Source organism: Ornithinimicrobium ciconiae (assembly GCF_007197575.1).
Classification (GTDB): domain Bacteria; phylum Actinomycetota; class Actinomycetes; order Actinomycetales; family Dermatophilaceae; genus Ornithinicoccus; species Ornithinicoccus ciconiae.
In genome coordinates this window covers 963,879-984,361 of the sequence record NZ_CP041616.1, presented here as the reverse complement: position 1 = coordinate 984,361, position 20,483 = coordinate 963,879, and the positions used below count along the sequence as shown (strand labels likewise).

General features: G+C 69.0%; 21 protein-coding genes and 1 pseudogene. 9 read left to right on the top strand and 13 right to left on the bottom strand.

Features of this window, described 5'->3' with window-relative positions:
• Positions 1-39: 39 nt before the first annotated feature.
• On the bottom strand, positions 40-807 hold the full coding sequence (locus tag FNH13_RS19200) for a DUF4031 domain-containing protein (RefSeq protein ID WP_143782367.1): 768 nt from the start codon (positions 805-807) through the stop codon (positions 40-42).
• Between the two features lie 5 nt (positions 808-812).
• A complete protein-coding gene (locus tag FNH13_RS04485) occupies positions 813-1,145 on the bottom strand; it encodes a YnfA family protein (RefSeq protein ID WP_143782366.1) in 333 nt (110 codons plus the stop codon).
• Between the two features lie 140 nt (positions 1,146-1,285).
• On the opposite strand from FNH13_RS04485, the gene FNH13_RS04480 reads away from it, so the two are divergent.
• Positions 1,286-1,582: a WXG100 family type VII secretion target gene (locus FNH13_RS04480; protein ID WP_143782365.1), complete on the top strand. Its 297-nt coding sequence runs from the start codon at positions 1,286-1,288 to the stop codon at positions 1,580-1,582.
• Between the two features lie 87 nt (positions 1,583-1,669).
• Here the strand turns inward: FNH13_RS04480 and FNH13_RS04475 are convergent, their stop codons facing one another.
• From FNH13_RS04475 to FNH13_RS04455, 5 genes are all read right to left on the bottom strand, one after another.
• Positions 1,670-3,112 carry an MFS transporter gene (locus tag FNH13_RS04475; protein ID WP_143782364.1) on the bottom strand — a complete coding sequence of 481 codons (1,443 nt, stop codon included), beginning with the start codon at positions 3,110-3,112 and terminating at the stop codon, positions 1,670-1,672.
• Entirely contained in the window at positions 3,109-3,729 is a 621-nt protein-coding gene (locus FNH13_RS04470; protein WP_143782363.1) for an ArsR/SmtB family transcription factor, read from the bottom strand. Before FNH13_RS04470 ends, FNH13_RS04475 begins: the two co-directional genes overlap by 4 nt.
• Positions 3,730-3,932: 203 nt before the next feature.
• Positions 3,933-5,564 carry a chaperonin GroEL gene (gene groL, locus FNH13_RS04465; RefSeq protein WP_143782362.1) on the bottom strand — a complete coding sequence of 544 codons (1,632 nt, stop codon included), beginning with the start codon at positions 5,562-5,564 and terminating at the stop codon, positions 3,933-3,935.
• 236 nt (positions 5,565-5,800) lie between these two features.
• Entirely contained in the window at positions 5,801-7,690 is a 1,890-nt protein-coding gene (locus tag FNH13_RS04460) for an acetate--CoA ligase (protein WP_143782361.1), read from the bottom strand.
• A 39-nt stretch (positions 7,691-7,729) separates the two neighbouring features.
• The gene (locus FNH13_RS04455; protein ID WP_165700019.1) at positions 7,730-8,596 is read right to left on the bottom strand and encodes an MBL fold metallo-hydrolase; all 867 of its coding nucleotides are present in this window, start codon (positions 8,594-8,596) and stop codon (positions 7,730-7,732) included.
• A 188-nt stretch (positions 8,597-8,784) separates the two neighbouring features.
• Between FNH13_RS04455 and FNH13_RS04450 the strand changes: the two genes are divergently transcribed.
• The 3 genes from FNH13_RS04450 (at position 8,785) to FNH13_RS19720 (ending at position 10,463) form a co-directional block, all read left to right on the top strand.
• Entirely contained in the window at positions 8,785-9,333 is a 549-nt protein-coding gene (locus FNH13_RS04450; RefSeq protein ID WP_143782359.1) for a pilus assembly protein HicB, read from the top strand.
• Between the two features lie 67 nt (positions 9,334-9,400).
• A complete protein-coding gene (locus FNH13_RS04445) occupies positions 9,401-10,318 on the top strand; it encodes a DUF4097 family beta strand repeat-containing protein (RefSeq protein WP_143782358.1) in 918 nt (305 codons plus the stop codon).
• A 13-nt stretch (positions 10,319-10,331) separates the two neighbouring features.
• Positions 10,332-10,463, top strand: coding sequence for a hypothetical protein (locus FNH13_RS19720; protein WP_267873007.1), 132 nt, complete (start codon positions 10,332-10,334; stop codon positions 10,461-10,463).
• A 195-nt stretch (positions 10,464-10,658) separates the two neighbouring features.
• On the opposite strand, the gene FNH13_RS04440 is transcribed toward FNH13_RS19720, so the two are convergent.
• Positions 10,659-10,949: a DUF3263 domain-containing protein gene (locus FNH13_RS04440; RefSeq protein ID WP_143784935.1), complete on the bottom strand. Its 291-nt coding sequence runs from the start codon at positions 10,947-10,949 to the stop codon at positions 10,659-10,661.
• Between the two features lie 166 nt (positions 10,950-11,115).
• On the opposite strand from FNH13_RS04440, the gene FNH13_RS04435 reads away from it, so the two are divergent.
• Positions 11,116-11,793, top strand: coding sequence for a uracil-DNA glycosylase (locus tag FNH13_RS04435; RefSeq protein WP_143784934.1), 678 nt, complete (start codon positions 11,116-11,118; stop codon positions 11,791-11,793).
• A gap of 72 nt (positions 11,794-11,865) precedes the next feature.
• On the top strand, positions 11,866-12,696 hold the full coding sequence (locus FNH13_RS04430; RefSeq protein ID WP_143782357.1) for an SGNH/GDSL hydrolase family protein: 831 nt from the start codon (positions 11,866-11,868) through the stop codon (positions 12,694-12,696).
• Positions 12,697-12,744: 48 nt separating this feature from the next.
• Here the strand turns inward: FNH13_RS04430 and FNH13_RS04425 are convergent, their stop codons facing one another.
• Genes FNH13_RS04425 through FNH13_RS04410 form a run of 4 tightly spaced genes read right to left on the bottom strand, consistent with a single transcriptional unit; the run spans position 12,745 to position 15,908 of the window.
• Complete coding sequence (locus tag FNH13_RS04425) at positions 12,745-13,878, bottom strand: ABC transporter ATP-binding protein (RefSeq protein ID WP_143782356.1); 1,134 nt, start codon at positions 13,876-13,878, stop codon at positions 12,745-12,747.
• A complete protein-coding gene (locus FNH13_RS04420; protein ID WP_143782355.1) occupies positions 13,875-14,699 on the bottom strand; it encodes an ABC transporter permease in 825 nt (274 codons plus the stop codon). Before FNH13_RS04420 ends, FNH13_RS04425 begins: the two co-directional genes overlap by 4 nt.
• Positions 14,686-15,504 carry a molybdate ABC transporter substrate-binding protein gene (gene modA / locus FNH13_RS04415; protein WP_143782354.1) on the bottom strand — a complete coding sequence of 273 codons (819 nt, stop codon included), beginning with the start codon at positions 15,502-15,504 and terminating at the stop codon, positions 14,686-14,688. Before modA ends, FNH13_RS04420 begins: the two co-directional genes overlap by 14 nt.
• Positions 15,505-15,512: 8 nt before the next feature.
• Positions 15,513-15,908: a TOBE domain-containing protein gene (locus FNH13_RS04410; RefSeq protein WP_143782353.1), complete on the bottom strand. Its 396-nt coding sequence runs from the start codon at positions 15,906-15,908 to the stop codon at positions 15,513-15,515.
• A gap of 69 nt (positions 15,909-15,977) precedes the next feature.
• On the opposite strand from FNH13_RS04410, the gene FNH13_RS04405 reads away from it, so the two are divergent.
• Both FNH13_RS04405 and FNH13_RS04400 read left to right on the top strand, forming a co-directional pair.
• Positions 15,978-17,120 carry an acyl-CoA dehydrogenase family protein gene (locus tag FNH13_RS04405; protein ID WP_143782352.1) on the top strand — a complete coding sequence of 381 codons (1,143 nt, stop codon included), beginning with the start codon at positions 15,978-15,980 and terminating at the stop codon, positions 17,118-17,120.
• Between the two features lie 65 nt (positions 17,121-17,185).
• A complete protein-coding gene (locus tag FNH13_RS04400) occupies positions 17,186-17,950 on the top strand; it encodes an SDR family NAD(P)-dependent oxidoreductase (protein ID WP_143782351.1) in 765 nt (254 codons plus the stop codon).
• 377 nt (positions 17,951-18,327) lie between these two features.
• On the opposite strand, the gene FNH13_RS04395 is transcribed toward FNH13_RS04400, so the two are convergent.
• Complete coding sequence (locus tag FNH13_RS04395; protein ID WP_143782350.1) at positions 18,328-18,837, bottom strand: hypothetical protein; 510 nt, start codon at positions 18,835-18,837, stop codon at positions 18,328-18,330.
• Between the two features lie 713 nt (positions 18,838-19,550).
• Here FNH13_RS04395 and FNH13_RS19940 point away from each other — a divergent pair.
• Positions 19,551-20,231, top strand: a pseudogene (locus FNH13_RS19940) (transposase); the annotation flags it as partial.
• Positions 20,232-20,483 lie beyond the last annotated feature (252 nt).

Sequence of the window (20,483 nt, the reverse complement as noted above, 5' to 3'; positions counted from 1 at the left end):
GCCAGTTCCCACTGGCCACGTGAGCCCCAAGGTCCTGGATCACCCGGTCGCGAGGAAGCGCTCCACCAGAGGCCACCACAGCTCGGTGGCACAGCGCGCCAGCAGGGTCCGGTGGTCGACCCACTCGGCAGCCAGGACGTCACCGGACTGAGGGGCCACCGGCATCCGATCTGGCACCCGGGTCCCGAAGACGGCGATGTGGTTGTCACCTGGCCCCCACGCACCTCGATGCAGCCCCGCGGCAATGGTGATCCGCTCATAGCCCACGGGGCGCAACCGTCCCGGATCGAGCCTCAAACCCGTCTCCTCGGCCACCTCGCGGACGGCAGCACCTCGCGGCGTCTCCCCCGCGTCCCGCTTGCCACCAGGCGGGGCCCATCCCTCGCGGCCCACGCTGCGCACCAGCACCATCCAGTCCCGAGGCGCAGCAATCAGCACCACGGACGCGCCGGCGGTGGAGACGGGCTCGTGGGGGGAGCCGACGACGTCGAGCACGTGCGGTCCCCCGACCGCCGACAGCCCATCGACGAAGCGACCCAGCGGGCGCTCCCCCTTGCGCTTGCGGAAACGCAGACCGCTGGCCTGCAGCACCCGCGCGAGCTCGCGGTTGCCGACAGGGACCGCACCGGCACGCACCAGGTCGGCATGCCGCTCGTCCGGAACGTCATAGTGGTCACCCTCGAAGGAGCGTGCCGGCAGTCCTACCTCCCGCGCAAAAGCATGCAGCTCCACCAGGGAGGTATCACTGATCACGTGCGACCACAGCCGGCCGTGCGCCGGCCAAGTCGGTGGGTCAATGAGGATCATTCAGCTCACCCCCGAGGCGCATACATGATCACAGCGACCCCGACGAGGCAGACGAGGGCCCCGATCACGTCATAGCGGTCCGGGCGGAACCCGTCGACGACCATCCCCCACGCCAAGGATCCCGTCACGAAGATGCCGCCGTATGCCGCGAGGATCCGTCCGAAGTTGGCGTCCGGTTGGAGCGTGGCGACGACGCCGTAGAGACCGAGACTGATTACCCCGATCCCGACCCACAGCAGGCCCTTGTGCTCACGGATCCCCTGCCAGACCAACCAGGCACCGCCGATCTCGAGCAGGGCAGCCAGGGCAAACAGGAGCAGCGAGCGGGTGACGGTCACCCTGCCGAGCGTATCCGGCACATCGACCGGTGCGGGTCAGGGCGTTGTGGACAACTTCAGCGCGCGGTATCCGTTTCGTCCTACCTTCTCGGGAAACGGCTTGACCGCAGGGGTCGGGCCGCCCGACGAAGGGATGGACCATGAGCACAACCTTTGCGGTCGACACGGCCCGCATCGCTGCTGCCTCCGGAGACATTCAGCGGATCTCCGCCCAGATCGAGGGGGACGTGCGCGCGATGATGGCCCGCCTCAACGGGCTGCAGGACTGCTGGCGCGGCGCCGCCGCGGGCAACTTCACCAGCATCACCCAGCAGTGGAGCGCCACCCAGGAGCAGGTGCGCGCGTCCCTGCAGCAGATCTCGGTGGCGCTCAAGACCGCTGGCGATGACTACGACCTGGTGGAGCAGACCAACCGCATGCGCTTCACCGCCCAGTAAGGGCCCGGAGCGTCGGTGGGGCGGCTGAGGAGGTCGCCCCACCAACGCACCCCGACGAGTCCGGTCCCGAGCCGGTCACCGCTGCGCTCAGTCCTGGCGGGGGGCCTCGCTGTCCGCAGTGCCTTGCTCGACCTGCGTCGTGCCTTGCTCGACCTGCGTCGTGCCCTGCTCAACGTCCACCGCCGCCTGATCGACCTCTGCAGCCGCCTGCGCCGCAAGGATCTTGGCGGTGTTGAGCCGAGGCAGAGCCACGATCAGGAGCAGCAGGGTGGCCACGCCGGTGACGAGGAAGGGCATCCGCAGGGCCCACTCGCGCCCCAGGAAGGGTTCACCGACGGACACGAGCACTCCACCGAGCAGGGTGCCGATCGAGATCGTGCCCCAGCCGAAGAAGCGATAGACCGAGTTGACCCGACCGAGCAGGTGATCGGGGATGATCCGCTGCCGCAACGAGACGGTGATGACATTCCAGAGCACCACGAACAGACCACTGATCACCCCCATCACCCAGACCACGGGAGCGGAGGAGGTCAGGCCGATGACCACCATCGTCAGGCCCATCCCCGTGATACTGGCAAACAGGGAGGTGCCCGGGCTCAGCCGCGCCGAGATCTTGTCCGCCACCAGTGACCCGGCCACGGCGCCCACGGCCGTGCCCGTGATAACCAGTCCAAACTGCCACCCCTCATAGAGCCCCAGGATCTCCTGCACGAAGAGCACCATGATGATGAACGCCAGGGCCGAGAGCATGTTCATCGCCCCCAGGATGATCGCGAGCGTGCGCAGCAGATGGTTGTCCCACAACCACCGGAAGCCCTCGCCCATCTCGGCACGCCACTGGATCTTGCCGCTGGTGCTCTGCCCCTTGGGCCGAAACGACCCGCTCAGCGCAAAGATCAGTGCGGCCCCGGCAGCCAGCAGGCCGGCGTTGAGGAAGAACGGGAGCGCAAGGGCGAGCGCCACGATGACACCACCCAACGGCGGTCCGACAAAGTTGTTCATCGCCGTCTCGGCACCCCACAGTCGCCCGTTGGCCCGCTCGAGCTGGGGCTTGTCCACGATGGAGGCCATCAGGGTCTGGGCCGCGTTGTCCCGGACCACCTCCGCAGACCCGAGGAGCAGTGCGACCAGGCAGAGCGCGGCGAGCAGGAGGCCGCTGTTGTCCGGGGCCGGCGCCGTGCCGGCGGCGAGCTGCTCCGGGGTCGGCAGACCCTCCTGGTTGAGGAGCACCAGCACGGCGAAGCCACCGATGACCAGCACCCGGAGGGCATCCATCCATCCGACCAGCAGTCGACGGTCATAACGGTCGGTGATGACGCCGGCTGGCAGGGAGAAGAGCAACCAGGGCACCCGGGAGGCGAGACCGATCAACGCGATCAGCAACGGGTCACGGGTGATCGAGGAGGCCAACCAGACCACGGCGACCGACATCAGCCCGTCCCCTAGATTGGTCATCGTCGAGGCGGTGAACAGCTTCCAGTAGTTGGCACCCAGAGGTGCCGGTCGGGTGCGGGACGTGGTCCGGCTCATGATCCCTCGCCCGCGCGCTCAGGCAGGACGTCCAGCGAGCTGGGGAAGATGCCGAACACCATGGCGTAGGTGGTGTCTCCCGCCCTCGGCTCGTCCGCAAACTCCAGGAGCAGGTCCGCCAACCGGTCCCGGAACTCGCGGGCACGCTCGGCGGGCACCCGCACGTCACGGCGGTTGACGTCCATCACGATCTTCTCGCCCTGTCCGCTCGCCTCGACCCGGCCCACCTCGGCGGCGGAGCGCTCCAGCAAGCGCTGAGCCGTGCCGGCCTCGAGCGTCTGGTAGTAGAAGACCCGCGCGGTGCGACCCCAGTATTTCGCCTCGAGTGCCCGCACCTTCTCGGTCCGCACGACGTGGACCAGGCCGGCACTCGCCAGGACCTGGACGTGGTGCCCGACAGTCCCCTTGGGTCGATCCAGCACCTGCGCGAGCTCCGACACGGTCGCAGCCCGTTCGCTGAGCAGCGTGATGATCGCCTGGCGGGTGTCCTCGAAGAGCGCGCGGTACTGCTGAGGCTCCTCCAGGGTCAACGCGTCGGGCAGGTCGTAGTCGGGCACCGCACGCTGCGGTCGCCGACCCCCGTCAGCATGGTCGGGATATCCGGTTTGGTCGGCCATAACAGTATGGTCGGCTATTCCCGACCGTTCTGTCAAGGACGGTCGCGGCGGGTGACACTGCAGTCGCGGCGGGTAACACTGCAGTCGTGGTGGGTGACACTGCAGGTGACACCCGTCGGCACAGCACAACGGGGCGGCCTCCCGAAGGAGACCGCCCCGCTGCTGGTTGACCGCGAGGAACGCGGGAACTCAGTGGTGGTGGGTCAGAAGCCCATGCCACCCATGTCGCCCATGCCACCGTCGCCACCGGGCATCGCCGCGGCGGGCTCCGGCTTGTCGGCGATGACTGCCTCGGTGGTGAGGAAGAGCGCGGCGATCGAGGCGGCGTTCTGCAGCGCAGAACGGGTCACCTTCACCGGGTCGGCCACGCCGAAGCCCAGCATGTCGCCATACTCGCCGGTCGCGGCGTTGAGGCCGTGACCCGGGGGCAGGTTGCGCACCTTCTCAGCCACGACGCCACCCTCGAGACCGCCATTGATGGCGATCTGCTTCAGCGGAGCCTCGATGGCGACGCGCACGATGTTGGCGCCCGTGGCCTCGTCGCCCTCGAGGGAGAGCTGGTCGAACGCGCTGGACGCCTGGATGAGGGCGACACCACCGCCGGCGACGATGCCCTCCTCGACGGCAGCCTTCGCATTGCGGACAGCGTCCTCGATGCGGTGCTTGCGCTCCTTGAGCTCGACCTCGGTCGCGGCACCGGCCTTGATGACCGCAACACCGCCGGCCAACTTGGCCAGGCGCTCCTGCAGCTTCTCGCGGTCGTAGTCGCTGTCCGAGTTCTCGATCTCGGCACGGATCTGGCTGACCCGACCGGCAATGGCGTCGGCCTCGCCGGCGCCCTCGACGATCGTGGTCTCGTCCTTGGAGACCACGACCTTGCGGGCGGTGCCCAGCAGGTCGAGCTCGGCAGTCTCCAGGGACAGGCCGACCTCCTCGGAGATGACCTGGCCACCGGTGAGGATGGCGATGTCGGCCAGCATGGCCTTGCGGCGGTCACCAAAGCCCGGGGCCTTGACGGCGACGGACTTGAAGTTGCCCTTGATCTTGTTGACGACCAGGGTGGCCAGGGCCTCGCCCTCGACGTCCTCGGCGATGATCATCAGCGGCTTGCCGGACTGCATGACCTTCTCGAGGATGGGCAGCATGTCCTTGATCGCGCTGATCTTGGAGTTGAGCACGAGGATGTAGGGGTCCTCGAGCACCGTCTCCATGCGCTCGGTGTCCGTGACGAAGTAGGGCGAGATGTAGCCCTTGTCGAAGCGCATGCCCTCGGTGAGCTCGAGCTCGAGCCCGAAGGTGTTCGACTCCTCGACGGTGATGACACCCTCGTTGCCGACCTTGTCCATGGCCTCGGCGATCATCTCGCCGATCTCGCTGTCGGCCGCGGAGATCGACGCGGACTGCGCGATCTGCTCCTTGGTGTCGACCTCGGTCGCCATCTCCAGCAGCTTGGCGGAGACGGCCTCCACGGCCTGCTCGATGCCACGCTTGAGGGCCATCGGGTTGGCTCCGGCCGCGACGTTGCGCAGGCCCTCGCGGACCATGGCCTGGGCCAGAACGGTCGCCGTCGTCGTGCCGTCACCGGCGACGTCGTCGGTCTTCTTGGCGACCTCCTTGACCAGCTCAGCGCCGATCTTCTCGTAGGGGTCCTCGAGCTCGATCTCCTTGGCGATGCTCACACCATCGTTGGTGATGGTGGGGGCGCCCCACTTCTTCTCCAGGACGACGTTGCGGCCCTTCGGACCGAGAGTCACGCGCACGGCGTCGGCAAGGGTGTTCATACCCTTCTCGAGTCCGCGACGAGCCTCCTCATCAAATGCAATGATCTTGGCCATTCGGGTGGTTCCTCCCACAGGCTAAACGGGTTGGAGACCGGCCTCACGCCCGCGACGGACGGACCGACCACACCGGGCTCACGTCGCGCCAGCGCGGCCGACCCTCGCTCGGTCGGTCATTGTCACTCTCATGGGTCGAGTGCTAAGTCCATGATTAGCACTCTCAGGGTGCGAGTGCAAATATCGGGGGCTCCCTGAGCACAAAAATTGACCTCCGGGCCGGTGCGTCCACCCCGTCAGGCGCCACCCTCCAGGACGCCGCGCAGCCCGTCAAGGACGGAGACGTCCTCGATCGTGGACGGCACCAGGGCCTCATCGCCGTCAGCGATCTGGCGCATCGTCTTGCGCAGGATCTTGCCCGAGCGGGTCTTGGGCAGCGCCTCGACGATGTCCACCCGGTTCAGAGCCGCGACGGCACCGACCTCGGCACGGACCCGCTGGACCAGGTCCCGGCGAAGCTCCTCGCCAGCTTGCTCGTCGGGTTCCACCCCCGCCTTGAGCACGACGAGCGCTCGGGGGACCTGACCCTTCAAGGCGTCCCGGACACCGATCACGGCGCACTCGGCGACCGACGGGTGACCGGCCAGCGCCTCCTCGATCGAGCCGGTCGACAACCGGTGCCCCGCCACGTTGAGCACGTCGTCGGTGCGGCCCATGATGAAGACATAGCCGTCGTCGTCGACGTAGCCGCCGTCCCCGGAGAGGTAGTAGCCGGGGAAGGCCGACAGGTAGGAGTCGACATAACGCTGGTCGTCGCGCCAGAGGGTGGGCAGGGTGCCCGGCGGCAGGGGCTGCTTGAGGCAGATCGCGCCCTCGACCCCCGCCTCGACCGGGACCCCGCTCGGGTCCAGCACCTGCACGTCATAGCCGACGGTCGCCGGCCCGGAGGACCCGGGCTTGATCGGCAGCGCCTCGATGCCGACGGGGTTGATCGTGATGGGCCACCCGGTCTCGGTCTGCCACCAGTTGTCGATCACCGGGACGCCGAGGGCGTCGGTGGCCCACTGCCAGGTGTCGGGGTCGAGGCGTTCCCCGGCCAGGAACAGGGTGCGCAGGCTGGAGAGGTCGTAGTCGGCCAGGAGCGCGGCGTCCGGGTCCATCTTCTTGATGGCCCGGATCGCGGTCGGTGCCGAGAAGGCCGCGACGGCTCCGTGCTCCTGGATGAGGCGCCAGTAGGCACCGGCGTCCGGGGTGCCCACCGGCTTGCCCTCGTAGAGCACGGTGGTGGCACCGGTCAGCAGCGGGGCGTAGACGATGTAGGAGTGACCGACCACCCAGCCCACGTCGGAGCCGCAGAACCAGGTCTCCCCCGGCTGGACGCCATACAGGTTGGTCATCGACCAGCGGAGGGCGACGGCGTAGCCACCACTGTCGCGCACGATCCCCTTGGGCCGACCGGTCGTGCCGGAGGTGTAGAGGACATAGAGCGGATCGGTGGACTGCACGGCGACGCACTCGGCGGTGGCCACCGCGTCCGGCTTCATGAGCAGCTTCCAGTCCAGGTCCCGCTCCCCCAGGTCCGCCGGCGACTGCTCGCGCTGGACGATCACGGTGTGCTCCGGCTTGTGGCTGGAGCGACGGATCGCCTCGTCGAGCATTGGCTTGTACTCCACGACCCGGGTCGGCTCGATGCCGCAGGAAGCCGACACCACGACCTTGGGCTCGGCGTCCTCGATGCGGACGGCCAGCTCGGCCGGGGCGAAGCCGCCAAAGACGACCGAGTGCACGGCGCCGATGCGGGCGCAGGCCAGCATCGAGATGACCGCCTCGGGGATCATCGGCAGATAGATCACGACCCGGTCGCCCTTCTCGACACCGAGGTGGCGCAGCACCCCGGCGAACCGGGCGACCTGGTCGAGCAGCTCGGCGTAGGTGTAGCGCCGCTGGCTCCCGGTCACCGGGCTGTCGTAGATGAGGGCCGTCTGATCCGCCCGCCCGTCGATGACGTGCCGGTCCAGGGCGTTGTAGCAGACATTGAGCACACCGTCGGGAAACCAGTCGTAGAACGGCGCACGATCGGCCAGGACGGTCTTGGGCTGATGGATCCAGGTGAGGTCCTTGGCCGCCTCGCCCCAGAACGTCTCGGGGTCACTCAGGCTGTTGGCAACGAGATCCTGGTAGGTCATGGAACTCCTCCTGGGGGCGGGTCGGACGGGTGCCTGCCCCTATCGTGCTGCGTTCGGGTCGATCGTGCGAGATCGGGTCTCCAGGGTGCGGACTGCGGCGTCGCGCAGCGTGGCGTCCTGCAGCCCGAGGCCACGAGTCTTGGCCACCAGTCCGTCGACGTCCTGCACCCCGGTGGCGAGCGCGGCGCGCAGCTCATGGGCCAGGGCGGCCAGCGTCTCCTGCTGGCGCTCCACAAAGGCGAGGTCGACGACGGCTCCGTGGCCGGGCACGTGGAGCCGAGCACCCTCGATGTGCGGGTGGCGCAGCAGGTCCGCCAGCGTCGCCGCCCACTCCAGCGGGAACGAGTCGTCCATGGCCGGGTCGGCGCCCTGCTCGACGAGGTCAGCCCAGAACACGGCGGACACATCGGGGACGGCCACGACCAGGTCGTGGTCGGTGTGGCCGCGACCGCCAAAGATCAGGTATGCCGTGCGGTCGCCCAGGTTGATCGGGGTGACCTCATCCTCGACGAGATAGAAGGGCAGGACCACCTCGGTGTCCAGATAGGTCTGGGCAAGCTCTGGCCGCTCGGTCCGGCGCAGGTGCTCCACGACCTGGCTGCGCTGGTGCTCGGCGGTCCGTTGCAGGCTCTCGGCCGCCCCCACATGACCATAGATCTGCGAGTCGCGGAAGGCGGCGTTGCCGAAGCAGTGGTCGTAGTGCGCGTGGGTGTTGACCACGACCTGCTCCACCGGGGTGATCGCCCGCACTGCGGCGGCGAGCTCCTCACCGCGCGCCGTCGTGCTGCGGGTGTCGATGACCAGGGCGCGCTCTGAGCCGACGACCAGACCGCAGTTGAGGTCGAGCTCGGAGGAGCGACGCGCGTAGGTTCCGGGCGCGATCTCTCGGAACGTGCCCACAGTCATGCCTTCACGGTAGGCGAGGCGGGCCTGCATCCCAAGCACCTGTGCGGCACGGCACACGGGACTGAAGCACATCGGCCCAGGTGACACGCATACGACGCCACTTGTGACACAAGATGACGTCGCGATGCAATCACTATGACGTCATTTCGGTGTTGACATGACACCATTGTGGTGTCATAGTTGGCGTCATGGAACTCACCACATACGTCGAGAGACTGCGCGGCGAGGTCGCCGCCGCCACCGAGCTGGGCGGACCCGAGATCTCTGCCGCGGCCCAGCGCGTGCTGTCGGCGGTGGATCCCGCCATCCGCCTGGTCCTGCTCGAGGCCCTGACGGATGCGGCCGCCGAGATCACCACCGAGCTCCCGTCCGGGAGCGTCGAGACCCGGCTGCGGGGCCGGGCCGTGGAGTTCGTCCTCGACGGGGTCAGCTCCCACGAGGAGCCTCAGGAGAGCTATCCCCAGGATGCTGACCGCGAGCCGATCGACGAGAGCGGCGACCAGATCCGGATCACCCTGCGCCTCCCCGAGGGGCTGAAGACCCGAGCCGAGGAACTGGCCGCCGAGCTCGGCCAGTCCCTCAACAGCTGGCTTGTGGATGCCGTCCGCGATGCCACCACGTCGGGCCTGCGCATCAACCTGCGCACCCACGGCGTCCGTTTCGACTATCCACCCGCCCCGCCCGGTGCCCCCCGGCCCCCGAGCGGGCCGGGCCGCCGGATGACCGGCTGGTCCTGAGCACCAGCACCCAGTCGCCCGATCCCGGCGCAGACCACCCGCCGAAGACCACGAGGAGAGCAGCACCATGGACCACACCTTTGAGACAGCGAATCCCCCCGACCTGGCCGTCGAGATCGGCTCCGGCGACGTCGAGATCACCGCCGGCGAGACCAACGGCCGCACGCTGGTCACCGTCACCGGCAAGGGGGCCGAGGAGACGACCGTCGAGCAGCACGGCAACACCATCTCCATCACCGGGCCACGATCCCGGCACGGCTTCAGCTTCAGTTTTGGCAGCAGCCTGTTGCGGGTGCGCATCAGCACCCCCACAGGAAGTGGGCTGAGCACCAAGCTCGGCTCAGCGGAGCTGACCGCCCGCGGCCTGCTGGGCCCGTGCGACCTCCGCTCTGGCTCGGGCGACACCGTCCTGGAGGGCACCGGCCCCCTGGAGGTGACGGCCGGATCGGGCGACCTGCAGGTCAGCACCATCGGCGGTGACGCGTCGGTGCGCAGCGGCTCCGGCTGCATCCGCATCGGGCACGCTGCCGGTGACGTGCACTCGGTCACCGGCAGCGGAGACGTCCTCATCGGCGGGGTGAGTGGACAGCTCAACGCCAAGTCCGGCTCCGGCGACATCCGCGTGGAGAGCGCCGGCAGCGGCGCCGAGATCACCACGGCCAGCGGGGACATCCGCCTCGACCGGCTGGAGGTCGGGCGGGTCCAGGCACGCACCGCCTCTGGCGATGTCGAGGTCGGCGTCGCATCCGGCCTGCCGGCCTGGACCGACATCCACACCGTCACCGGTGACGTCAGGTCCGCCCTGGCCTCGCTGGGCAAGCCGGCTGAGGGTGCGCCCTTCGTCGAGCTGCGGCTGCGCTCGGTCTCCGGCGACATCACCGTCGGGCACCTTCCGGCTGAGCAGACGACCCGGTCCGCAGACGCCCCGACCGAGCCCCCCACTTTCCGACCCACCACCTCACCCGACCCGACCCGGACCTTCTGAGAGGAGATGCATCATGTGCTATCCGTTGGACGTTGACCTCGCCCGCGCCCTGCACGCCGAGCGTGACCGCGAGCTCGAGGTCGAGAACCGCCTCACGCTGCGCGCCCCGGTCACTCCCGGCCGCAGCACCCGCAGCCGCCGCTGACCGCAGCGACGCACGAGCTCAGTTCCGCGCCACCGCAGGAACTCAGCCGGCGCAACCGGCAGACGAGAACCGGCCCGGAAGTCCAGTGGACTTCCGGGCCGGTTCATGTCTCACGCGGTGACGAGCCTCAGGATCTGAGCCGAGTTCACACCGACGGAGAGTGAAGCAGCCCGGCGGCAGCGGCGGGAGCGGGTCTCAGATCTGCACTCCGAGGCGGCGCGCCGAGCGCGACTTCTGCCGTTGCGCACGCATCCGGCGCAGCCGCTTGACCAGCATCGGGTCGTGCTCCAACGCATCCTGGGTGTCGATCAGCTCATTGAGGAGCTGGTAATAGCGCGTCGCACTCAAGTCAAACAGGTCCTTGATCGCCTGCTCCTTGGCCCCGGCATACTTCCACCACTGCCGCTCGAAGTCGATGATCGCGCGCTCGCGCTCGGTCAGTCCCGCGGAGCGCTCAGCTCCCTCGATCCGCGATGCGGCACCCATGTGATCCTTCTGTCCCTCGACGTTCGTCGGGCGGCCCACCCGACTCCTTGACCGACACTCTACGACGTGAATGACACCCTTGTCATTACGACGGGCCGGTCGAACTGCCCACCTGGGACGCTGACGCGGTCGCCGCCACCCGGCATACCCTGTCGTCGTGAGCCAACTGCCCACCGCCTCGCTGGCCGACCTCGTGCACCCCTCATGGTCGCGCGCCTTGGCGCCGGCCACCGACACCGTCCGCGAGCTCGGAGCATTCCTGCGCGCCGAGGTGGTCGCCGGCCGGGGTTATCTGCCGGCGGGCCCGCACATCCTGCGGGTCTTCGAGCAACCCCTCGACCGGGTGAAGGTCCTCATCGTCGGGCAGGACCCCTATCCCACGCCCGGACACGCCGTCGGTCTGTCCTTCTCGGTGGCACCCGACGTGCGACCGGTGCCGCGCAGCCTGCAGAACATCTATGCAGAGCTGGCCACGGATCTAAGTATGCCGACCCCCAGCTCCGGCGATCTCACTTCCTGGGCCGAGCACGGCGTGCTGCTGCTGAACCGGGTGCTGACCGTGCGTCCCCACACCCCGGCCAGCCACCGCGGCAAGGGATGGGAGCAGCTCACCGACCTGGCGATCGCTGCCCTCGCGGGGCGCGGTGGTCCGCTGGTGGCGATCCTGTGGGGGCGCGACGCCAGATCACTGGCCCCCGCCCTGGGGGACGTCCCCACGATCCAGAGCGCGCACCCCTCACCGCTGTCCGCCCGCGGCGGCTTCTTCGGATCCCGGCCCTTCAGTCGCGCCAACGACCTCCTCATCGCGCAGGGCGGGGAGCCGGTCGACTGGAGTCTGCCCTGACCTCCAGGCCGTGAGCCCACCGCGCATACAGTCCGCTCCACCCACCGCTTGCAGAGAGGTCACCACACAGCCATGACCGGCACGACCCGCACCGGCAGCATCCGCCCCGAGGCCCATCCCTGGAGCCGTTATGTGGCCCTGGGTGACTCCATGACCGAGGGCTTGGGTGACCCCGGCCCGGACGGGGCGCTCGGCGGCTGGGCCGACCGCCTCGCCGCACTCCTGTCCGCGCACTCGCCGGACTTCGCCTACGGCAACCTGGCAGTCCGCGGACGCCGACTGGACGACATCGCCGGCCGCCAGGTCGACCTCGGGCTGGAGCTGGAGCCAGATCTGGTCAGCATCATCGGCGGCGGCAACGACATCCTGCGGCCGGGGGCCGATCCCGACGCCCTCGCGGCCGAGCTCGAGGATGCTGTCGCCCGCATCCGGGCGACGGGCGCCGACGTGCTCATGGCGACACCGACTGACCCCGCCGGGGCACCGGTCGTGGAACGCACCCGTCCCAAGGTCGCCGTCTACCTGGCCCACCTGTGGTCGATCGCCGACCGCCAGGGCGCCTACCTGCTCAACCAGTGGTCCCTGACCTTCCTCAAGGACTGGCGCATGTGGGAGCCGGACCGGATCCACATGAGTGCCGAGGGGCACCGCCGGGTCGCTCTGGCCGCCTACGAAACTCTGGGCCACACGGCCGCTGAGGCGAACTGGCGGATCCCCCTGCCCCCGCAACCGCGACCGGGCCGCATCGAGGCGCTGCGGGAGAACGCGGTCTGGGCCAAGGAGTATGCCGCTCCCTGGGTCGGCCGCCGCCTGCGTGGCCGGTCCTCGGGCGACAACCTGCCGCCCAAGCGGCCAGACCTCGGTCCGGTCCAGCCGACAGGGCGCACCCACCAGGACCCGTGACGGCACCCCAAACACCGCAGGGATTAGAGCGCACCATCATGCGCCCGGTCAGTGGGTGGCGCCCGGATACACGTGCGTGTCGGTGGCCTTGAACGACACCCACACGTCGGCGCCGACGGCGAGCTCAAGCTCGGCGACCGCTGCGGGGGTCACATCGGCCAGCACCGGCGGGTGCTCCGGCGCCGCGACCTGGACCCGGATCGTGTGGGCGTGCTGCTCCAGACCGGCGATCGTGCCCCGCCACACATTGCGCGCCGAGCCCTCGGGCTGGTGGCGGTGCACGGTGACCGAGGTCGGCGGGAAGGCAACGAGCACAGGCCCGGCTGCGGCGTCCGCGACGTGCAGGACACCACCGGCATCGAGGCGCACCGTGGCACCGTCCCCCTGCCCACGGTGCAGGTTCAGACCGACCAGGCGCGCGACATACTCCGTGCGCGGTGCGCGGGCCACCTCCGCAGGGGCATCGTCCTGCACGATCTGCCCGTTCTCGAGCACGACGATGCGGTCGGCCACGACCATCGCGTCCAACGGGTCGTGGGTGACCATCACCGCGCTGCCCCCGAACTCCCGCAGGTGTCGGGCCAGGTCCGAGCGCACCTCCAGCCGGGTCCCGGCGTCCAGCGCGGCCAGCGGTTCGTCGAGGAGGACGAGTTGCGGACGGGTCGCCAGCGCCCGCGCCAGCGCCACCCGTTGGGCCTGGCCACCGGAGAGTTGGGCGGGGCGGGATCCGGCGTGGCTGGCCAACCCGACCCGCTCCAACCAGGTGCGCGCCTCCTCCCGGGCGGGGCCGCGGGCCAGGCCGCGCGCACGGGGACCGAAGGCGACGTTCTCCAGCGCGCTCAGATGCGGAAACAGCAGGTAGTCCTGGAAGACCACACCCACATCCCGTCGTTGTGGTGGCACGAATGTGCCCGACGCCGGCTCATCGAGCAGCCGCCCATCCAGCGCGATCACACCGTCCCGCAGCCGCAACAGCCCGGCGAGTGCGTGGAGCACGGTGGACTTGCCCGCGCCGTTTGGTCCGATCAGGGCGACCACCTGTCCGGGCGGGACGTCCAGCTGTGCCTCCAGCCGGAACCGGCCGCGGCTGATGGGCAGGTATGCCGTGAGGCCACCGCCGAGGCCGGTCTCGCGGGGGTCGTGGGACCGGTCTGTCGCGTGCGGGTCGGGCGTTCCGGTCATGAGGTCACCCCGCTGACCCAGCGGCCTCGCAAAGCCACCAGCACGATGACCGAGACCAGCAGCAGCACCAGGGCCAGCACGATGGCGGACTCGGGATCGGACTCCAGGGCCAGATAGACCGCCAGGGGCATCGTCCGGGTGACGCCCGGGAAGTTGCCGGCGAAGGTGATGGTCGCCCCAAACTCCCCGAGGGCGCGGGCAAAGCACAGGACAGCGCCGGCTGAGATGCCGGGGGCGACCAGCGGCAGGGTGACCCGGCGGAAAATCAGCCAGCGCCCGGCTCCGAGCGTGGCGGCCGCGTCCTCATAGCGCCGGTCCGCACCACGCAGCGCACCCTCCACGGCGATCACCAGGAAGGGCATCGCCACGAACGCCTCGGCGATCACGACCGCCGCGGTCGTGAACGGCAGGCTGACGCCGAACCAGTCATAGAGGTGCTGCCCAATCAGGCCACGGCGCCCGAGGAGCAGGAGCAGGGCGACGCCCCCGACGACGGGTGGCAGCACGAGCGGGAGGGTGATCAGGGCGCGGACCAGCCGCAGCCCCGGGAACTCCGCACGGGCCAGCACCCAGGCGAGCGGTACGCCCAGCACCAGGCAGACCAGGGTCGCCAGGAGAGCCGAGACCAGCGACAGCCGCAGCGCCTCCAGCACGGCGGGGTCGGAGAGGTGCTCGCCCAGGTCGGTCCAGGGCGCGCGGACCAGGAGTCCCACGAGGGGAAGCTGGAGGAAGAGCAGTCCGAGAGTGGCCGGGATCAGCAGCACGGGCGGGATGCCGCTGCCCCGGCCGGCGCGGGCCACGGCCACCTCAGGGGAGGTCAAAGCCGGCCTCTGCCAGGGTCGCTCGTCCGGTGTCGCTGAGGACGAAGTCGATGAACTGCTGGGCCCCGTCGGGGTTGAACGCGCCGCTCAGCAGCGCGATCGGGTAGTCGTTGACGCCCTCCTGCGGCTCGGGGAGGTCGATGCCCTCCACCGCCTCCCCTGCCGCCAGGACGTCGGTGCGATAGACCAGTGCGGCGTCGACCTCGCCGAGCTCAACCTTTGTCAGCACCGCCCGGACGTCCTGCTCATAGGTGTCGGGCGCGGGCGTGAGTCCCGCCGCTTCGAAGACCTGGACCGAGGCCGCCCCGCAGGGCACCTCCTGCGCGCACAGCGCGATCGTGAGGTCCTCATCGGCGAGGTCCTCGAGCCCGGTCACCCCGGCCGGGTTGCCGGCTGGGGCAGCGATCATCAGCCGGTTGCGGCTGAAGGTGATCGGGGCACCACTGCCCCGCCCCTCCTCGGTCACCTGCGCCATCGCCGCCGGCGAGGCCGCCGCGAACACATCCGCGGGCGCCCCCTCGACGATCTGCTGGGCCAGCCCCGAGCTGCCCGCGAAGTTGAACCCCACCGTCGTCCCGGGGTGCTCGTCCTCGAACTGCTCCCCCAGCTCGGTGAAGACGTCGGTCAGCGACGCGGCCGCGAACACCATGACGTCGGGGCCATCGACGCCCTCAGCACCCCCGCAGCCGCTCAGGGCACCCAGGAGTATGACGAGACTCGCGACGACGGGCAGGCTGCGGCCGGCGGACGGTTGGCATCCGACGGATGGCTGGCGGCGAGTGGGCGGTTGCCTGCGGGAGGACATGGAGGCTCTCAGCGCTCGGCCGGGATGGCGACGACGACCTGGGTCGCCTTGATGGAGGCGACGGAGACCACACCGGGCTCGAGGCCGAGCTCGTCGACCGCCTCGGCACTCATCAGCGACACCACCCGGAACGGCCCGCACTGCAACTCGACCTGGGCCATCACGGTGTCTCTGGTGACCTTGGTGACGATCCCCCGCAACTGGTTGCGCGCCGAGCTGTGGAGACCGGACTCCTGGTCAGTCGCCAACTCCTGGGCGAGCGCAGCCAGGTCCTTGCCCTCGACGTGCATCCGACCGGTCTCCGAGCGCTCCACCGGCAATCGCCCCTGATCGGCCCAGCGGCGCACCGTGTCGTCGCTGACGCCGAGGAGCGACGCGGCCTCACTAATCCTCAACTGCGGCATATCAGGCACTATAGCGTCGCATCTGCGGCGCGCGCACGGCTCACTATCCCTGGCGGTAAAGTGCGCGCCATGCCAGTGACGCGCCTGCTGCCGACAGAGGAATCCCACGAGCTCATCGCTCTGGTCAGGGAGATCGCCCGGGAGCAGCTGCTGCCGGCCGTGGACGAGGCCGAGGCTGCCGCCCGCCTCCCCCGTGAGGTCTTCACCCTGCTCGGACAGGCCGGCCTGCTCTCCCTGCCGTATGCCGAGGAGCTGGGCGGCGGGGGTCAGCCCTACGAGGTCTATCTGCAGGTGGTCGAGGAGATCGCGCACGCGTGGATGTCGGTCGCGGTCGGGGTCTCGGTCCACAGCCTCACCGCCTTCCCGGTGTCCACCTTCGGCACGCCGGAGCAGCACGAGACCCTGTTGACGCAGATGCTGTCGGGCGAGCAGCTCGGTGCCTACTGCCTCTCCGAGCCGCACGCCGGCTCCGACGTCGCGGCGATCCGCACCCGCGCCACCAGGGTCGACGGGGGTTATGAGATCACCGGCGGCAAGGCGTGGATCAGCCACGCCGGGCACGCCGACTACTACACCACCTTTGTCCGCACCTCCGACGACGGCGGCCGCGGCCTGAGCTGCTTCATCGTCCCGGCCGACGCCGAGGGTCTGACCTTCGCCGAGCCCGAGCGCAAGATGGGCCTGGACTCCGACACCGTCGGCGAGGTGCTCTTCGACAAGGTCTTCGTCCCCGACGACCGCCTCATCGGCGAGCCCGGCCAGGGCATGTCGATCGCCCTGGCCGCGCTCGAGGCGGGACGGCTGGGCATCGCAGCGGCCGCCACCGGGCTGGCCCAACGAGCGCTGGACGAGGCGGTGTCCTATGCCAAGGAGCGCGAGCAGTTCGGCCGACCCATCGCCGACAACCAGGGTCTGGCCTTCCTGCTGGCTGACATGGCCGCAGCCGTCGGCACCGCTCGGAGCACCTATCTGCACGCAGCCCGTCTGAAGGACGCCGGCCTCCCGCACAGCCAGGAGGCCTCCATCGCCAAGCTGGTCGCAACGGACGCGGCGATGAAGGTCACCACCGACGCCGTGCAGGTGCTCGGCGGCTACGGCTACACCAAGGACTTCCCGGTCGAGCGCTTCATGCGCGAGGCCAAGGTCACCCAGATCTTCGAGGGCACCAACCAGATCCAGCGTCTGGTCATCTCCCGCCAGCTGCTGCGCTGAGCCCAGCTCACCCCTGACCCGACCACCCGGCATACTCCCCCGTCACCGACTCTGAAAGGCCCACCGTGCAGATCACCCAGGACACCGTCGCACTGATCACCGGAGGCGCGAGCGGCCTCGGCGAGGCCACCGCCCGTCGGCTGTTCGAGGAGGGGGCGAGCGTCGTGCTCGTCGACCTGCCCGGTGGACGCGGTGAGGACCTCGCGGCCGAGCTCGGCGAGCGCGTGCGCTTCGCCCCAGCTGACGTGCGGGACGAGGAGGCCATCCGCGCGGCCGTGGCGACCGCCGCCGAGCTGGGCACCCTGCGGATCGTCGTCAACTGCGCCGGCATCGCCACGCCGGGCCGCATCCTGTCCCGCAAGGGGACCCTGGACCTGGAGACCTATCGCGCCGTCATCGAGATCAACCTAATCGGCACCTTCAACGTGCTGCGCCTGACCGCCGAGGCGATGGCGGCCAACGAGCCCGTCGACGGCGACCGTGGCGTGGTGCTGATGACCGCCTCCGTGGCGGCCTATGACGGCCAGATCGGGCAGGCGGCCTATGCCTCGTCCAAGGGCGGCATCGTCGGGCTGACCATCACCGCCGCGCGCGACCTGGCCGACAAGGGGATCCGCGTGATGACGATCGCACCGGGCATCTTCGAGACCCCGATGATGGCCGGCCTCGGCGACGACGTCCGCGCCTCCCTCGAGGCCCTGGTGCCGCACCCGGCCCGCCTCGGCAAGCCGGAGGAGTATGCCGCGCTGGTCACCCACATCGTCGACAACCCGCTGCTCAACGGCGAGGTCATCCGCCTCGACGGCGCCCTCCGGATGCCCCCGCGCTGATGTCCTGATGGCACCCGGGTCCGGCCCCGCCCTCGGTGGGCGGGCGTGAGCTTCTCCCGCCGCGCGGTCCGCGGAGCCCGTCGACGCGCGGTCCGAGGCGCCGAGCACCTGGCCGTGGCCGCGACCACCCCCTTCCGCGGGTTGCGCTGGGAGGTGCGGCCGCCGACGCGCTGGCGGCCGTCGCGACCTTCCTGGCCCACGCCCTGCGTCTCGGGCCGCCGGGTGCCTTCTTCTTTGTGCTGCTCGTCGGGATCGGCGGCTATCTGTCCCCGCGTGGCCTTGATCCGTGGGCGATGGTCGGGGGTCACAGCCCCGTCGACCAGGGATTCAGCCCACGGTGATCAAACTCAGGCTCGACATGGGAAGAGCGCCCGCGCTCACCAATCGATACTTACCGGACACCAGCGCTGGACCTCATCCAGTTGCGTGTCTTGGAAGGCGATTTCGTAGGGGTGCCAGATCGGCAATGGGTGGTCCATCAGGGTTTCAACGAAGGTGGCCCTGCTGGGCGGGTCCTCGACCTCGATCCCGCGCCCAGTCACGCACTCAGCCACCTCGAGCAATTCGTCGTATAAGTCGCCAGCCATCTCCTCGGTGATCGTGGGTCCTTCCGAGGGAAAGCCGTGCAGATCTCGGCACTTCTCCGCGGATTCAAAGTAAGCTTCCTCCTGCCCCTTCAGAAGTTTCACTTCGTATCCCGTTGCTTCAATGCTGACGTCCCAGCCGTCCTCCTCCATGCAACGTCCCATCTTGGTGGCGTATTCGAGGGGATCGGGCAGATCAGCCGCCACCGAAGGCGCTTTGGAGGCGACATCTTCATCGATGTCCGATGAATCCGGTCCTGGCTCTGGCGTCCCGGTCGAACTATTCGGCGTGTCCGGCTTCATCTGCGAATTCCCGTCCCCGGAGCAGGCCCCGAGGAGAACCACAAGCGTCACGCAGACCAGCAGGACCGTCCGGCCACTCCCCTTGCCACCGAGGCACTGCCCAGGCTGTGAATATTCGCTGCCCAGTCGACGGATACCGTCCAAAGACATGTTCTACGGCTCGCTAAACTGCGGGCGACACACTGCTGAGTGTGACTCCAGATAGTCGGCTTGAGCGCCCCACGAAAGGACGTTCCGATCACCCGTCCACCAAGCCCGGTAGGGACTCAATGTGGACACAACGCCATGGTCCAAGAAGGTTATGTAACTGCCCACCTCTTTCTGGTGGTAGGTTTGACCTGCACTCCGAGACTCTATAAGGATCTGCTGGTTCGCTGAGCAACCCTTTCCAGGGTGGTAGTAGTGGGCCGCGGCAGGCATGGCCAAAGAAACGGCCAACATGACGCCCGCAGTCAAGATCCCAAACCCACGCATGAGAACCCCAAACATGTTGCGCCTCCTTCCCCGAGGGTCCCGTACCCTTGACGAGACTGCGGCGCGCTCACGACGCTAACACCACCTCAAGGGACCGTCAACCGGCTCTTCACGAACGAGGGTGTAGGGCTGGGGTGCTGAGTTTGGCGGGCGGGGCGGGCGCGTCGGTGTCGGGGTGAGGGTCCAGGTCTTCCGATGATGGGAGTTCTCACACTGGCCCACCAAGGAAGACCTCGACGATGCCTGACGCTACCTTTACGACCCCTGACTTGACGACCTTCACCGGGCTGGACGAGCTCGGCCTGGAGGTGACCGGTCAGCTGATCGAGCCCGAGCGTGCGGTGCTGACCTGCCGGGTGGTGGAACCGGATGACTGGTGCCATAACTGCGGCAGCCAGGGCGTACCGCGGGACACCGTGGTCCGTCGGTTGGCGCACGAACCGTTCGGGTGGCGACCGACGACGTTGCTGGTCACGGTGCGCAGGTACAAGTACACCGGGTGTGGGCACGTGTGGCGCCAGGACACGACCAAGGCGGCCGAGCCGCGGGCGAAGATCTCCCGGGCCGGGCTGACCTGGGCGTTGGTTGCCATCGTGTGCCAGCGCCTGACCGTGACGAGGGTCGCCGAAGGTCTGGCGGTGTCCTGGAGCGCGGCCAACGACGCGGTGCTGACCGAGGGCAAGCGTGTTCTGATCGACGACCCGCACCGCCTCGACGGGGTCCAGGTCATCGGCGTCGATGAGCACGCTTGGCGGCATACTCGCAAGGGCGACAAGTTCGTCACCGTCATCATCGACCTCACCCCTGTGCGTGAGGGCACCGGCCCAGCACGGTTACTGGACATGGTTGAGGGCCGCTCCAAGAAGGCGTTCAAGACCTGGCTGGCCGAACGACCCCAGGCCTGGCGCGACGGCGTGGAAGTGGTGGCCATAGAGTTCAACACCTGTCCGACCAGGTTCTACCTGTCGGACATCGCCCGTGCCGACGCCTCGATGGCCGACCCGACATTCGGCCATGGCGTCTTCTATGTGGCCCCGGGTTCGCACTCCTTGGACTTCGTGAACAAGGCCATCTGGAACGGCACCGACAGCCGGCTCGTTCGGCTTCTTCCGGCTGGAGACGGCTTCGCTGTCCAGAGCCGACTGCATGGCCGACGGCTGGCAAGACTTCGG

Excerpts from the sequence above, each read along its gene's own strand:
- FNH13_RS04460 (WP_143782361.1), bottom strand. The coding sequence starts at position 7,690 with ATGACCTACCAGGATCTCGTTGCCAACAGCCTGAGTGACCCCGAGACG.
- FNH13_RS04475 (WP_143782364.1), bottom strand. The coding sequence starts at position 3,112 with ATGAGCCGGACCACGTCCCGCACCCGACCGGCACCTCTGGGTGCCAAC.
- FNH13_RS19200 (WP_143782367.1), bottom strand. The coding sequence starts at position 807 with ATGATCCTCATTGACCCACCGACTTGGCCGGCGCACGGCCGGCTGTGG.
- FNH13_RS04395 (WP_143782350.1), bottom strand. The coding sequence starts at position 18,837 with ATGAAGCCGGACACGCCGAATAGTTCGACCGGGACGCCAGAGCCAGGA.
- FNH13_RS04430 (WP_143782357.1), top strand. The coding sequence starts at position 11,866 with ATGACCGGCACGACCCGCACCGGCAGCATCCGCCCCGAGGCCCATCCC.
- FNH13_RS04405 (WP_143782352.1), top strand. The coding sequence starts at position 15,978 with ATGCCAGTGACGCGCCTGCTGCCGACAGAGGAATCCCACGAGCTCATC.
- FNH13_RS04425 (WP_143782356.1), bottom strand. The coding sequence starts at position 13,878 with ATGACCGGAACGCCCGACCCGCACGCGACAGACCGGTCCCACGACCCC.
- groL (WP_143782362.1), bottom strand. The coding sequence starts at position 5,564 with ATGGCCAAGATCATTGCATTTGATGAGGAGGCTCGTCGCGGACTCGAG.
- FNH13_RS04480 (WP_143782365.1), top strand. The coding sequence starts at position 1,286 with ATGAGCACAACCTTTGCGGTCGACACGGCCCGCATCGCTGCTGCCTCC.
- FNH13_RS19720 (WP_267873007.1), top strand. The coding sequence starts at position 10,332 with ATGTGCTATCCGTTGGACGTTGACCTCGCCCGCGCCCTGCACGCCGAG.
- FNH13_RS04455 (WP_165700019.1), bottom strand. The coding sequence starts at position 8,596 with ATGACTGTGGGCACGTTCCGAGAGATCGCGCCCGGAACCTACGCGCGT.
- FNH13_RS04470 (WP_143782363.1), bottom strand. The coding sequence starts at position 3,729 with ATGGCCGACCAAACCGGATATCCCGACCATGCTGACGGGGGTCGGCGA.
- modA (WP_143782354.1), bottom strand. The coding sequence starts at position 15,504 with ATGTCCTCCCGCAGGCAACCGCCCACTCGCCGCCAGCCATCCGTCGGA.
- FNH13_RS04440 (WP_143784935.1), bottom strand. The coding sequence starts at position 10,949 with ATGGGTGCCGCATCGCGGATCGAGGGAGCTGAGCGCTCCGCGGGACTG.
- FNH13_RS04445 (WP_143782358.1), top strand. The coding sequence starts at position 9,401 with ATGGACCACACCTTTGAGACAGCGAATCCCCCCGACCTGGCCGTCGAG.
- FNH13_RS04450 (WP_143782359.1), top strand. The coding sequence starts at position 8,785 with ATGGAACTCACCACATACGTCGAGAGACTGCGCGGCGAGGTCGCCGCC.
- FNH13_RS04410 (WP_143782353.1), bottom strand. The coding sequence starts at position 15,908 with ATGCCGCAGTTGAGGATTAGTGAGGCCGCGTCGCTCCTCGGCGTCAGC.